Source organism: Pseudomonas sp. HMSC067G02, from assembly GCF_001813485.1.
Lineage (GTDB): Bacteria > Pseudomonadota > Gammaproteobacteria > Pseudomonadales > Pseudomonadaceae > Pseudomonas > Pseudomonas aeruginosa.
Map to the genome: position 1 here is coordinate 58,087 of NZ_KV812681.1, position 13,452 is coordinate 71,538.

The 13,452-nt window shown below is 67.2% G+C and carries 14 protein-coding genes; 12 read left to right on the forward strand and 2 right to left on the reverse strand.

Going from position 1 to position 13,452, the window contains the following annotated elements; all coding sequences use genetic code 11:
* Positions 1–195 precede the first annotated feature (195 nt).
* The 5 genes from ddaR to HMPREF2914_RS15080 all read left to right on the forward strand — a co-directional run bounded on the left by ddaR (position 196) and on the right by HMPREF2914_RS15080 (position 4,360).
* Entirely contained in the window at positions 196–1,596 is a 1,401-nt protein-coding gene (gene ddaR / locus HMPREF2914_RS15060) for a transcriptional regulator DdaR (protein WP_023092100.1), read from the forward strand.
* Positions 1,597–1,608: 12 nt separating this feature from the next.
* A complete protein-coding gene (locus HMPREF2914_RS15065; protein WP_023092099.1) occupies positions 1,609–2,379 on the forward strand; it encodes an NAD-dependent deacylase in 771 nt (256 codons plus the stop codon).
* A 65-nt stretch (positions 2,380–2,444) separates the two neighbouring features.
* Positions 2,445–3,062 (forward strand): C40 family peptidase, encoded by a 618-nt coding sequence (locus tag HMPREF2914_RS15070; RefSeq protein ID WP_003082470.1) that lies wholly within the window; start codon positions 2,445–2,447, stop codon positions 3,060–3,062.
* A gap of 82 nt (positions 3,063–3,144) precedes the next feature.
* Positions 3,145–3,678: a C40 family peptidase gene (locus HMPREF2914_RS15075; RefSeq protein WP_003086623.1), complete on the forward strand. Its 534-nt coding sequence runs from the start codon at positions 3,145–3,147 to the stop codon at positions 3,676–3,678.
* 19 nt (positions 3,679–3,697) lie between these two features.
* A complete protein-coding gene (locus HMPREF2914_RS15080; RefSeq protein ID WP_023092098.1) occupies positions 3,698–4,360 on the forward strand; it encodes an O-methyltransferase in 663 nt (220 codons plus the stop codon).
* A 7-nt stretch (positions 4,361–4,367) separates the two neighbouring features.
* Here the strand turns inward: HMPREF2914_RS15080 and HMPREF2914_RS15085 are convergent, their stop codons facing one another.
* A complete protein-coding gene (locus tag HMPREF2914_RS15085) occupies positions 4,368–5,282 on the reverse strand; it encodes a LysR family transcriptional regulator (protein WP_003082475.1) in 915 nt (304 codons plus the stop codon).
* 300 nt (positions 5,283–5,582) lie between these two features.
* Here HMPREF2914_RS15085 and ycaC point away from each other — a divergent pair, with 300 nt between their 5' ends.
* The 7 genes from ycaC (at position 5,583) to HMPREF2914_RS15120 (ending at position 12,453) form a co-directional block, all read left to right on the forward strand.
* Positions 5,583–6,200: an isochorismate family cysteine hydrolase YcaC gene (gene ycaC / locus HMPREF2914_RS15090; protein ID WP_003082476.1), complete on the forward strand. Its 618-nt coding sequence runs from the start codon at positions 5,583–5,585 to the stop codon at positions 6,198–6,200.
* Between the two features lie 142 nt (positions 6,201–6,342).
* Positions 6,343–6,750, forward strand: coding sequence for an OsmC family protein (locus HMPREF2914_RS15095; RefSeq protein WP_003086631.1), 408 nt, complete (start codon positions 6,343–6,345; stop codon positions 6,748–6,750).
* A 28-nt stretch (positions 6,751–6,778) separates the two neighbouring features.
* Positions 6,779–7,336 (forward strand): NAD(P)H-dependent FMN reductase, encoded by a 558-nt coding sequence (locus HMPREF2914_RS15100; RefSeq protein WP_003082483.1) that lies wholly within the window; start codon positions 6,779–6,781, stop codon positions 7,334–7,336.
* 26 nt (positions 7,337–7,362) lie between these two features.
* A complete protein-coding gene (locus tag HMPREF2914_RS15105; protein ID WP_003109219.1) occupies positions 7,363–8,310 on the forward strand; it encodes a pirin family protein in 948 nt (315 codons plus the stop codon).
* A gap of 159 nt (positions 8,311–8,469) precedes the next feature.
* Positions 8,470–8,943, forward strand: a complete 474-nt coding sequence (locus HMPREF2914_RS15110) for an SRPBCC family protein (protein WP_003082488.1) — start codon at positions 8,470–8,472, stop codon at positions 8,941–8,943.
* Between the two features lie 2 nt (positions 8,944–8,945).
* The gene (gene kefB / locus HMPREF2914_RS15115) at positions 8,946–10,787 is read left to right on the forward strand and encodes a glutathione-regulated potassium-efflux system protein KefB (RefSeq protein WP_003086638.1); all 1,842 of its coding nucleotides are present in this window, start codon (positions 8,946–8,948) and stop codon (positions 10,785–10,787) included.
* A gap of 166 nt (positions 10,788–10,953) precedes the next feature.
* Entirely contained in the window at positions 10,954–12,453 is a 1,500-nt protein-coding gene (locus tag HMPREF2914_RS15120) for a flavin-containing monooxygenase (protein ID WP_023092097.1), read from the forward strand.
* A 16-nt stretch (positions 12,454–12,469) separates the two neighbouring features.
* Here HMPREF2914_RS15120 and HMPREF2914_RS15125 read toward each other — a convergent pair whose 3' ends face one another.
* Positions 12,470–13,405, reverse strand: coding sequence for a DedA family protein/thiosulfate sulfurtransferase GlpE (locus tag HMPREF2914_RS15125; RefSeq protein ID WP_023092096.1), 936 nt, complete (start codon positions 13,403–13,405; stop codon positions 12,470–12,472).
* Between the last annotated feature and the right edge of the window lie 47 nt (positions 13,406–13,452).

Here is a 13,452-nt window from a genome sequence, read left to right on the forward strand (position 1 = left end):
GTGGGGACGACGAGGTCGTTGCAAGCCACGCGCCAGCCAACGCCCGGGAATTGCCTTGGAAATCCTTGATAAATCGGAGGATTTTCCTGGTTTTCCGAGGACTTGGTTGATCCACGCCAAGGATGCTCGGTCGCGCTGCGTCGAAGATGGGACAACTGACGAGATTTCGACATCCGGGAAACCGAGGGGGAGAGCATGGCGCTTGTCGAGGAGCCGACGATTTCCACGCGAAGCGGTGAACTGGCCTGGTTGGTGGACTGCCTGGCGCCGATTTTCGACGGCCTGCGGCAACCGGTCACGGTGGTCGACCCCTCCGGTCGCTTCGTCTACTACAACCGTGCCAGCGGCCTGCTCGATGGTCTCGACCCGCAGCGGGCGCTGGGCATGCACCTGTTGCAGAGCGCTCCCTGGCTGGCGGCCGAGCAAAGCACGCTGTTGCGTTGCCTGGCCGAAGGGCGGCCGTCGATCGATACGCTGCAGGCCTACGTGGGGGCCGGCGGCGAGCTGTTGCAGTATCGCCACCGGGCGATCCCGCTGCGCGGGCGCGACGGTTGCCTGCTCGGCGCGATGGAGCTCGGCGAAGTCGTCGCCGAGACCGAAGAGGCCGCAGGCCCGGCGGATTGCCCGAACATCCTGAGCGTGGCGCCGAGCCTGCTGCGGCAGTTGCAGCGCCTGGACGTCTTCGCGACCACCGACCTGCCGCTGCTGATCCATGGCGAGACCGGCACCGGCAAGGAACTGTTCGCCCGTCGCGCCCATGCCCTGAGCCCGCGACGCAGCGGTCCGATGATCAGCCTGAACTGCGCGGCGATTCCCGAGACGCTGCTGGAAAGTACCCTGTTCGGCACCACCCGCGGCGCTTTCACCGGCGCCGAGAACCGCAAGGGCATGTTCGCCCTGGCGCAGGGCGGCAGCTTGTTCCTCGACGAGATCAATTCCATGCCGATGGCCATGCAGAGCAAGCTGCTGCGGGTCCTGCAGGACGGCAGCTACCTGCCTCTGGGCAGCCTGAGCCCGCAGCGGGCCGACGTACGCCTGATCGCGGCGAGCAACCAGCCGCCGCGCCAGGCGATCGCCGAGGGACGCCTGCGCGAGGACCTGTACTACCGCCTGGACGTGGGCAGCCTGTACATCCCGCCGCTGCGCGAGCGCCCCGGCGATGTGGAACTGCTGGCACGGGCGTTCGTCCGTCGCGATGCGCGCAGCCTCAACCCACGTGTCACCGCCCTTGGCGAACGGGCGCTGGCGCAGTTGCTGGCCTGCGACTGGCCGGGCAACGTCCGGCAACTGGAAAACGTGATCCGACGCAGCCTGTTGCTGCACGGGGAGGGCGGCGCACTGCTGGATGAGGTGGCGTTCGCCGACGACGGCGCCGAGGCCGTGGGCGGCGAGGCCGCGCGCTCGATGAACAGCGCGGCGGTCGGAGGCCTGCGCGAGGCGCTGGCGCAACAGGAGCGCAACCTGATAGAAGACGCCTTGCGCCAGGCGCGCGGCAATCTCTCCCGGGCCGCCGCCCGGTTGCGGATTCCGCGCACGACCCTGCTCGGGCGCATGCGCCGGCTCGGCTTGCCGGCTTCCCTCGATCCGCCAGCCTGACAGGAGCCAACCATGGACAGCCACAGCCCGATCGCCACCGTCGCCCAGGCCCTGCGGCGCGCCGAACGCATCCTGGTCATCACCGGCGCCGGCCTCTCCGCGGACTCCGGTATGCCCACCTATCGCGGCCTCGGCGGTCTCTACAACGGTCGCACGGAAGAGGGCCTGCCGATCGAGGCGGCACTTTCCGGACCGATGCTGCGGCGCGATCCGGCGCTGTGCTGGAAGTACCTCGCGGAACTCGGCAAGGCTTGCGTGGCGGCCCGACCCAACGCCGGCCACGAAGCCATCGCCGAGTTGCAGAAGCGCAAGCCGGAATGCTGGGTGCTGACCCAGAACATCGACGGCTTCCATCGCCAGGCCGGCTCGCCGGCCGAGCGGCTGATCGAGATCCATGGCGAACTGGCGCCGCTCTACTGCCAGTCCTGCGGTGCCGAGAGCGGCGGCCTGGAGGAGCATCTGCACGGCCAGTTGCCGCCGCGCTGCGCCGCTTGCGGTGGGGTGCTGCGGCCGCCGGTGGTGCTGTTCGAGGAAATGTTGCCGGAAGAGGCGATCGATACCCTGTACCGCGAATTGCGCAAAGGCTTCGATGCGGTGCTGGTGGTGGGAACCACCGCGAGCTTCCCCTATATCGTCGAACCGGTGCTGCGCACGCGGCAGGCGGGAGGCTTCACCGCGGAGGTGAATCCTGGCGTGACCGACCTCAGCGAGCGGGTCGATGTGAAAATGACAGGACGAGCCTTAGACATCATGCCGCAGGTGGTAAGTCACATTTATCGATAAAAAACTTGCATAGGATTGATCGAGAAGGCAAATTAGCCCGCTAGTAAAACTAATGAGACACGGTCGTGCCCATGCTTAAACGCTTAGCACCCCTCGTGCCCATGAGTTTCGTTCTGCTGCTGGCCGCTTGCGCCAGCCATTCGCCGGAGCCGCAGGTCGCCAAAGAGCCGACCGCAGCCAAGAGCAGCATCGACGTCGAACGCGACGCGATCGCTTGGCAGGATGTTGAGGACGAAGGGGCGGACAATTCATCGGCTGGTACGCCTGCGCTGGCGTCCAGCATCCTCGAGCGCGCTTTCGAACTGATCGGTACGCCGTACCGTTTCGGCGGTACGACGGCGAAAGGCTTCGATTGCAGCGGCTTCGTCGGCTACCTGTTCCGCGAGGAGGCCGGCATCAAGCTGCCGCGCTCCACCCGCGAACTCATCGATATGGACGTGCCGCTGGTCTCCAAGGACGAGCTGCAGCCGGGCGACCTGCTGTTCTTCAACAACCGTGGCCGTGGCCGCGTCAGCCACGCCGGCATCTACATCGGCGATGGCCAGTTCATCCATTCCGCCAGCCGTCGCGGCGGCGGGGTGCGGGTGGACAGCCTGGACTCCAGCTACTGGAGCCTGAGCTACATGGAAGCCAAGCGGGTGCTCGAACCCGGCTACAAGGACGCCCTAACGAGCAAGCGCTAAACTTAAAGTTTTACTTTAAGTATTGCGTTTAACTCCTTGTCGTAGCAAAGTGGAAGCATTCCTCACCAGGAAGGCTTCCACTATGCATGCACTGGCCCGATTCTCGATCCTCGCCTTTGCTGCGCTGCTTACCGCCTGCGCCAGCAAAGCGCCGCCCCCCGCGCCCGCCAAACAGGTCGTATTCCGTCCGGCGACGAATTTCTCGCCCGCCGCCGACGATGTGCTGTTCCGTGCCCTCGGCCTGGTCGGCACGCCCTACCGCTGGGGCGGCAACACGCCCGATTCGGGCTTCGATTGCAGCGGCCTGATCAACTTCGTCTACCGCGACATGACCGGCATCAAGCTGCCGCGCTCGACCCGCGAGATGATTTCCATGCGCGCGCCCAGCGTGCCGGTGCAGGCCCTGCAGACCGGCGACCTGGTGTTCTTCGCCACCTCCGGTGGACGCACCGTGAGCCATGCCGGCATCTACGTCGGCGAGGGTCGCTTCGTGCATGCGCCGCGCACCGGCGGCACGGTGCGCCTGGACAGCCTGCAGAACAGCTACTGGCAACGCGCGTACCTGGACGCCAAGCGCGTGCTGGTCGCGCCGTCGCCCTTGGCGCGGATGCCCTGAGGCGGGGAGGTCAGGGCCGATGACCACCCGCACCCTCAACCTCGACGATAACCTCTACCGCTACCTGCTGGACGTTTCGCTGCGGGAAACCCCGCTGATGACCCGCCTGCGCGAGGAAACCGCGAAGCTGCCCAACGCGCGCTGGCAGATCGCCCCCGAACAGGGCCAGTTCATCGCCTTGCTGCTGACCCTGATCGGTGCGCGGCGGGCGCTGGAGGTCGGCACCTTCACCGGCTACAGCGCCCTGTGCATGGCTACCGCCCTTGGCGAGCAGGGGCGCCTTACCTGTTGCGACCTGCCCGGCGACTACCATCTCACCGCGCGCCGCTACTGGCGCGAAGCCGCTGTCGAGGAGCGCATCGAGCTGCGCCTCGGGCCCGCCCTGGAAACCCTGCGTGCGTTGCTCGACGAAGGTCTGGCCGGGCAATTCGACCTGGTCTTCATCGACGCCGACAAGGCCAACTACCCCGAATACCTGGAGGCCGCGCTGGCGCTGGTGCGCCAGGGTGGGCTGGTGCTTTTCGACAACGTGCTGTGGAGCGGCCGGGTGCTCGAAGCGCAGCCGAAGAGTGCGGATACCCGCGGCATCCAGCAGCTCAACCTGGCGCTGAAGAACGACGCGCGGGTGGACTACTCGCTGCTGCCGATCGGCGACGGGCTGAGCGTCTGCCGCAAGCGCTGAGCGAGGCTCAGCGCACGCCCCACGGCGGGCTGCCCAGGGCCTGCTGGAGAAACTGGACGAACAGCTTCACTTTCGGCGAGAGGGTTGCCGCTCGCGAATACATGGCGTAGATCAGGTCGTCCAGCGGCCGCTCCTGCGGCAGGGCCTCGACCAGCCGGCCGGCGGCCAGGTCTTCGGCGGCGATGAACAGCGGCAGCATCGCCAGGCCCAGGCCACGCACCGCGGCGTCGCGCATGGTCTGGCCGTTGTTGGTGTTGAAGCGTCCGCGCGGGGTGATCATCCGCGCCGGCTCGCCGGCCACCCGCGGCTCGAAGCTCCATAGCTGCGACGGGGTGTTGTGGCTGTAGCCGATGCAGGGATGGCAGAGGATGTCTTCGATACGTTGCAGCGGGCCGTGCCGTTCCAGGTATTCCGGGCTGCAACACACTACCCGGCGGCTGGTGCCCAGTTGGCGGGCGATCAGCGAGCTGTCTTGCAGGCGGGTGATGCGGATCGCCAGGTCGTAGCCTTCCTTCTCGAAGTCGACGATCCGGTCGTCCAGTTGCAGGACCACTTCCAGGCGCGGGTTGCGCGCCATGAATTCCATCACCAGCGGCCCCAGCCAGAGCGTGCCGAAGCTCATCGGCGCCATCACCCGCAATTCCCCGCACAGGTCGTTCTCGCGCAGGGCCACGCTTTCCGCGGCGTTGTTCAGGTCCTGCAGCGAGGCCTTGGCCGACTTGTAGAAGAAGCCGCCGGCCTCGGTCGGCTCGACGTTGCGCGTCGAGCGGTAGAGCAGGCGCACGCCGAGGTGGCGCTCCAGGTCGCTGACGCGTTTGCTGATCACGGACTTGGACAGGCTCATGCGTTCGGCGGCGGCGCTGATGCTGCCCAGCTCGACCACGTTGAGGAAGGCCTGTATGTCTTCAAGGCGCAGGCTCATGGGGAATCTCGAAACAATCGGGAGGCAGACTGTCGCATGCGGGAGAACTCCTGGTAAGGGGACGCGCGCGTCGAACGTGCAGGAACGGCAATGGCAGGGCAAGCGTAGCGCGCCCGGGGAATGGCATTGTTCTGCTATCGAGAACACCGTTTTCGCATTTTGCCGGGCGGTAAATCGCTGTCGCTGTCACTACTCTTGATGGGCGGCGTGCGCTCCCGAGACCGCCCATGCATGCCTCCCAGGAGGCGCTTCGTTTCACACCGCGCGGCGACGGACGCCGCCCGAGACCGGAGAAACACCATGTCCTTCACCTACAAGCGACTCGACAAGAACGATGCGGCGGTGCTGTTCGTCGACCACCAGGCAGGCCTGCTCTCCCTGGTCCGCGATTTCAGCCCGGACGAGTTCAAGAACAACGTCCTGGCATTGGCCGACATCGCCAGGTTCTTCAACCTGCCGACCATCCTCACCACCAGCTTCGAGGACGGCCCCAACGGCCCGCTGGTGCCGGAACTCAAGGAAATGTTCCCGCAGGCCCCGTACATCGCCCGCCCCGGCAACATCAACGCCTGGGACAACGAGGACTTCGTCAAGGCGGTCAAGGCCACCGGCAAGAAGCAACTGATCATCGCCGGCGTGGTGACCGATGTCTGCGTAGCCTTCCCGACCCTCTCGGCGCTGGAGGAGGGGTTTGACGTATTCGTCGTCACCGACGCCTCCGGCACCTTCAACCCGGTGGTGCGCGACGCCGCCTGGGCGCGCATGACCGCCGCCGGCGCGCAACTGATGAACTGGTTCAGCGTCGGCTGCGAACTGCACCGCGACTGGCGCAACGACATCGAAGGCTTCGGTGCCATCCTCGGCGGCCACCTGCCGGCGTACGCCAACCTGATCCAGAGCTTCGGCACGAAGAAGTAAGCCGGCTTCGCCGCTGTCCCGGACACAAGGCACTCCGACCATCGGGTGCCTTGTGTCGTTTTCCGTCCAGGTGTTTTCATCGGAATGCCGCTTCGCCGGAACCCGAGGTTCCGGCACGCCCCCCATGCACAGGAGAAACCCCATGGCTACCCAGGTCGTCAACGCTTCCCTCGGCGCCACCCCTTACCGCGTGACCCTCGGCGACGACAGCCACCAGTGGCTGAGCGACGTGCCGGCCGCCCTCGGCGGCGGCGACAGCGGTCCCTCGCCGCACGAGATCCTGCTCTCGGCGCTGGGCGCCTGCACGGCGATCACCGTGGCGATGTACGCGCAGCGCAAGGAGTGGCCGCTGGAAGGCATCGACGTGCAACTGGACATCGTCGAGGAACGCACCAAGCCGGAGCCCTTCACCCATATCCGCCGCGACATCCGCCTGGCCGGCGATCTCGATGCCGAGCAGCGCCAGCGCCTGCTGGAGATCGCCAATGCCTGCCCGATCCATCGTGTACTCTCCGGAGAGGTCAGCGTCAGCAGCCAACTGCGCGACTGAACCCGGCACACACATCGAGGAGCACGGCATGAGCGACGACATCAAGGTATTGGGCATTTCCGGCAGCCTGCGCAGCGGCTCCTACAACAGCGCGGCGCTGCAGGAGGCGATCGGCCTGGTTCCGCCGGGCATGAGCATCGAGCTGGCGGACATCTCCGGCATCCCGCTGTACAACGAGGACGTCTACGCCCTCGGCTTCCCGCCCGCGGTGGAACGCTTCCGCGAGCAGATCCGCGCGGCGGACGCGCTGCTGTTCGCCACCCCGGAATACAACTATTCGATGGCCGGGGTGCTGAAGAATGCCATCGACTGGGCCTCGCGGCCGCCGGAGCAGCCGTTCTCCGGCAAGCCGGCGGCGATCCTCGGCGCCAGCGCCGGGCGTTTCGGCACCGCGCGGGCGCAGTATCACCTGCGCCAGACGCTGGTGTTCCTCGACGTTCATCCGCTGAACAAGCCGGAAGTGATGATCTCCAGCGCGCAGAACGCCTTCGACGCCCAGGGCCGGTTGCTCGACGACAAGGCGCGCGAGCTGATCCAGCAGCAGTTGCAGGCCCTGCAGCTATGGGTGCGCCGCCTGCGCGGTTGAATGCCTCGTCACCGGAGAGCCTGAACATGAGCAATACCGAAGAGCGCTGCGACCTGTCCTCCTCGCGGGACTGTCCGGAGCGCCGCGAACACCTGCTGCAACGAGTCACCGCGCGTGCCGCGGAAATCGGCGGCGGGATCACCGTCAGTCGGCTGATGCCGTCGCGCCAGCGGCGGATGATCGGTGCCTGGTGCTTCCTCGACCATGCCGGTCCCGCCGAATTCGAACCCGGCGGCGGCCTGGCCGTGGGCCCGCACCCGCACATCGGCCTGCAGACCTTCACCTGGATGATCCAGGGCGAGGCGTTGCACCGCGACAGCCTGGGCAACGTCCAGGTGATCCGTCCGGGCCAGGTCAACCTGATGACCGCCGGCCATGGCATCGCCCACACCGAGGAGTCGCTGCCCGACGAGCGCCACGCCCACGCCGCGCAGTTGTGGATCGCGCTGCCCTACGAGCAGCGCGACATCGCCCCGGCCTTCGACCATCATCCCGACCTGCCGCGCTGGCAGGAGCAGGGGGTCACCTTCACCCTGCTGGCCGGCGCTCTGGACGGGCGGCAGGCGCCGTGCCGGCTCTACTCGCCGCTGCTCGGCGCCGACCTGGCCTGCGACGATGCCTCGACCCTGCAACTGGCGCTCGACCCGCACTTCGAGTACGGCCTGCTGCCGCTGGAAGGCGGGTTGGAAGTGGGCGGCGAGCATTTCGCGGTGAACGAACTGGCCTACCTGGGCGACGGCCGCGACGGCCTGCAACTGCAACTCGACCCTGGCGCGCGGGTGCTGTTGCTGGGCGGCGCACCGTTCGGCGCGGAGATCTTCATGTGGTGGAACTTCGTGGGCCACAGCAAGGGTGAGATCGCCCGGGCGCAGAAGGCCTGGGAGGAGGGGGATGCCCGCTTCGGCCGGCTCGACGCCCTGGAAGGGCCGCGCTTGAGCGCTCCGCCGATTCCCTGGAAGATCGACGCCGAGTGAGGTCGATGTGCCGCCGAGTGCCCCGGCGGCGTCCTCGAATGCCTGTCGGCGATCGTTGCGGACCTGCGGTCTGGCGATTCGCCGGCAGCGGGAAAACTTTCTGCACCCATCGCCGGTCAGAACTCGCCTATCGCATGCACCGAACAGGAAGTGAGCCACATGCAATTCGAACACCTGGTCCAGGTCAACGACCGGACGCTTGTCGACCTGCCGGTCCTCGACCGGCTGCAACTCTGGGAAGGCCTGGTCTGCCGTGCGCGCGAGCCACAGTATTTCGTCGTCGGCCTGGAGCGTTTCGAGATCCTCGTCGATGACGGCGACCGCCTGCACCGGCGCCTGTACCTGCCGGGTCTGGTAGTCGAGGACGAAGTCGTGCTGAAGGCGCCGGACAGTGCCCACTACAGCATCAAGCCGAGCGCCGAGGTGGCCGGCGGCAGCCTCGACATGACCATCGAGGAGCCGGAGCCCGGCTCGCTGTTCGTGCGTTTCGCCTACTGCACCCGCTACCTGCAGCCGCTGGGCGACGAACTGCCCTACGACGCCTTCGTCAAGCAGGCCTATATCGCCATGGATGTGGAGACCATCGCCACCATCCGCGACCGGTTCGGCGCCAGCGCCGCCAGCGGGAGTTGAGCGTGGAACACGGAAGCAGTTTTCTCCAGTCCGGCGTGGTCTTCCTGATCGCGGCGGTGTTCATGGTGCCGCTGGCCAAGCGCCTGCAACTGGGCGCGGTGCTCGGCTACCTGCTGGCCGGCGTGCTGATCGGTCCCAGCGTGCTGGGCCTGGTGGACAACCCGGAAAGCGTCGCGCAGATCTCCGAGATGGGCGTGGTATTGCTGCTGTTCATCATCGGCCTGGAGCTGTCGCCGCGGCGCCTGTGGGTGATGCGCAAGTCGGTGTTCGGCGTCGGCCTGCTGCAGGTGCTGCTGACCGGCGTGGTGATCGGCACCGTGGCCCTGGTCGGCTTCGACCAACCGGTGAACAGCGCGGTGGTGCTCGGCCTGGGCCTGGCGCTGTCGTCCACCGCCTTCGGCCTGCAGATCCTCGCCGAGCGCAAGGAACTGACCCAGCCCCATGGCCGCCTGGCCTTCGCCATCCTGCTGTTCCAGGACATCGCGGCGATCCCGCTGATCGCCATGATCCCGCTGCTCAGCGGTGCGCACAGCGACGCCGGCGGCAGCGAACTGACCCAGACCCTCAAGGTGGTCGGCAGCATCGCCGCGGTGGTGGTCGGCGGCCGCTACCTGCTGCGCCCGGTGTTCCGCATCGTCGCCCAGACCAAGCTGCAGGACATGTCCACCGCCACCGCGCTGCTGGTGGTGATGGGTACCGCGCTGCTGATGGAGCTGGCCGGCGTGTCCATGGCCCTCGGTGCCTTCCTCGCCGGCCTGCTGCTGGCCGACTCGGAGTACCGCCACGAACTGGAGGCGCAGATCGAGCCGTTCAAGGGCCTGTTGCTCGGCCTGTTCTTCATCAGCGTGGGGATGAGCGCGGACATCAGCCTGCTGCTCAAGTCGCCGTGGATGGTGCTCGGCCTGACCGTGCTGCTGATCGCCCTGAAGGCGCCGGTGCTGTACTTCGTCGGGCGTATTTCCGGCGGCCTCGACAAGGCCTCGGCGCTGCGCCTGGGCGTGGTCCTGGCGGCCGGCGGCGAGTTCGCCTTCGTCGTGTTCAAGATGGCCCGCGACCAGGGCCTGTTCCAGAACGACCTGCACAACCTGCTGGTGCTTTCCATCACCCTGTCGATGGCCCTGACCCCGTTGCTGGTACTCGGCCTCGCGCGCCTGCTGGCGAAGGAGCCGGAGGCGACGAAGCCGCCGCCGGAAATGGAACGCATCGACAACGACGACACCCCGCGCGTGGTGATCGCCGGGGTCGGCCGCATGGGCCAGATCGTCGCTCGCGTGCTGCGCGCCCAGCGCGTGCCGTTCATCGCCCTGGACACCTCGGTGGAGACCATCGAGCTGACCCGTACCCTCGGCGCGATCCCGATCTTCTACGGCGACCCGATGCGCCCGGAGATCCTTCGCGCGGCCCAGGTAGAGAAGGCCGAGTTCTTCGTCATCGCCACCGATGACCCGGAGACCAACATCGAGACGGCCAAGCGCGTGCGCAAGCTCTATCCGCACCTGAAGATCATCGCCCGCGCGCGTAACCGCCAGCACGTCCACCTGTTGCTCGACGCCGGGGTCGAGCCGGTGCGCGAGACCTTCTTCTCCAGCCTGGAGATGAGCCGCATGGTGCTCTGCGGCCTGGGTCTGAGCGAGGAACAGGCGGACGCGCGGATCCGTCGTTTCCGTCGGCACGACGAAGAGGTCCTGGCCTCCCAGCACCTGTTCTACAACGACCGCGACGCGCTGATCAAAAGCGCTCGCGAGGCGCGGGTCGAGCTGGAGACGCTGTTCCAGACCGACCAGTTGGAAGACCGTGGCGCGGTAGCGGCGGAGACCCCGGAGAAACCTTCCCGCGCCTCCTAGCGCCCGACCCATGCCGGTACGCCGGCATGGGTGATTCCCACGCCTGGGTCCATACTTTGCGGATATCGCAGTACGAAGGTTGGGATACCCGCGCGGCATCCCCTCTGTAGGGTGGAGGGCATCAGCCCAGCAGACGGCTGGACGCTTCCGCCGAACGAGGAACCTTATGCCTGTCGAACACCTGGACGTACTCATCGTCGGCGCCGGATTGTCCGGCGTCGGCGCCGCCTACCACCTGATGAAGCATTGCCCCGGCAAGAGCTTCGCCCTGCTCGAAGGGCGCGCGGCGATGGGCGGTACCTGGGACCTGTTCCGCTACCCCGGCATCCGTTCCGACTCGGACATGTTCACCCTCGGCTACAACTTCAAGCCATGGAGCGATCCCAAGGCCATCGCCGACGGTCCGTCGATCCGCCGCTACATCGAGGAGACCGCGCGGGAGAACGGCATCGACCGGAAGATCCGCTACCGCCACCGGGTGCTCAGGGCCGACTGGGATTCCGCCAATGCGCGCTGGAACCTCGACGTGCAGCGCGGTGACGAGCCCGAGCCGCTGCGCATGACCGCGCAGTTCCTGCTGATGTGCACCGGCTACTACCGCTACGAGGCCGGCTATACCCCGGAATTCGTCGGTCGCGAGGACTTCGCCGGGCAGGTCGTCCATCCGCAGCTGTGGCCCGAGGACCTCGACTACAGCGGCAAGAAGGTGGTGGTGATCGGTAGCGGCGCGACCGCCGTGACCCTGGTGCCGTCGCTGACCGACAAGGCCGCCCACGTCACCATGTTGCAGCGCTCGCCGTCCTACGTGATCACCCTGCCGCAGAAGGACGCGATCTCCAATTTCCTCCGCCGCTTCCTTCCGGAAACCTGGATCTACCGCCAGGCGCGGGCGCGCAACGTGGCCATGCAGATGGTCTTCTTCATGCTCGCCAGGACCTTCCCCGGCCTGGTCCGCAAGGTCCTGCTCAAGCTGGCCAGCCTGCAACTGGGCAAACGCTTCGACATGCGTCACTTCAGCCCGCGCTACAAGCCGTGGGACGAGCGGGTCTGCGCGGTGCCGGACGGCGACCTGTTCAAGGTGCTGCGCAAGGGCAAGGCGTCGGTGGTCACCGAGCACATCGACCGCTTCGTCGAGCGGGGCATTCGCCTGAAGACCGGCGAGGTGCTGGAGGCGGACATCATCGTCACCGCCACCGGTCTCGACCTGGTGATGTTCGGCGGCGCCGAGCTGGCGGTCGACGGCAAGCCGTTCCAGGTCAACCAGAGCATGGGCTATCGCGGCATCATGCTGCGCGACCTGCCGAACCTGGCGGCGGTGGTCGGCTATACCAACGCCAGCTGGACGCTCAAGGCGGACCTCTCCAGCGAATACTTCTGCCGCCTGATCAATCACATGGACGCCACCGGCATGCGCCAGGTGACCGCCCGCGACAGCACCGGCGACGTGCGCGAGGAGCCCTTCCTCAACCTCGACTCCGGCTACATCCAGCGCGCCGCCGAGCGCATGCCCAAGCAGGGCGACCGGATGCCCTGGAAGCTTTACCAGAACTACGTCCTCGACCTGGCGCTGCTGCGCTACGGCAAGGTCGAGGACGGCTACCTGGTGTTCTCCTCGCCGGCGCCGCAGCGGCAAGCCGGCGGCGCGGCGGTGCAGGCCCTGGGCTGAACCCGGCGGGCACCGCTCAGGCGTTCGCCGCGACCTGCCCGTAGGTCTTGCGCCAGGCGTCCAGGCCGCCGGCCAGCGCCCAGGTGCGGGTGAAGCCGGAGGCGTTGAGGCGCTGGGCAAGCATCGCGGCGGAAAGTTCGTGGGGACAGGCGCAATAGATGACGATGCTGGCGTCCCTGAGGTCGCCGGGCAGGTCCTTCAGCGACACGTTCAGCTCCACCGGGATGGCTCCCGGAATGCCGCTCGGCTCGTCCTCGTGGTGGGCGCGAACATCGAGGATCACCGGCAATTGCCCCTGTTCGCGAAGGTTTTCCAGTTCCTCCACGCTGATTCGCGGAATCCGCCGGCTGCGCGACAGCAGGCGCTGGCGCTGCCAGAGCTTCCAGGCGATGAAGGCGGCGAAGGCGCCGGCGATCAGCAGCGCGCCGATGGCCGCGTAGTCGCTGAGCAGGGCCAGCAGGTGGTCTACCGCATCGCTGAAGATCACCCCCAGCAGCAGCGCGGAACCGGCCCAGAGTGCCGAGCCGGCGGCGTCGTAGGCGAGGAAGCGGCGCAGGTGGGTGCGGGTCATGCCGGCCAGGGTGGTGGACAACGCACTGGCGCCGGGCAGGAACTTCGACATCAGCAGCGCCCTCGGACCGACCCGCAGGTACATGTTCTGGCTCTGGCGGATGCAACTGTCCTGGGACAGCGAGACCTTGCAGATGCTGCGCAGGAGGAAGCCGCCGTAGCGGCGCCCGGCCAGGTACCAGGCGACGTCCGCCAGCAGGCAGGCGAGCACCACCACCAGCAGGACCACGCCCAGCGGCGCGCCGACGCCCTGCATGGCCAGCGCGCCGGCGACGATCAGCGCCGGGTAGGCGGGGATCGGCAGCCCGGCCTGTTCGCAGAGCACGTTGAGGAACAGCAGGAGCAGCCCGTGGTTCTCCAGCAGGGGTTGCAGTTCACGCATGGCGGAGCCTCTCGAATTCTTCTGCGGGTAGTGTGAGCGCGAAGCGT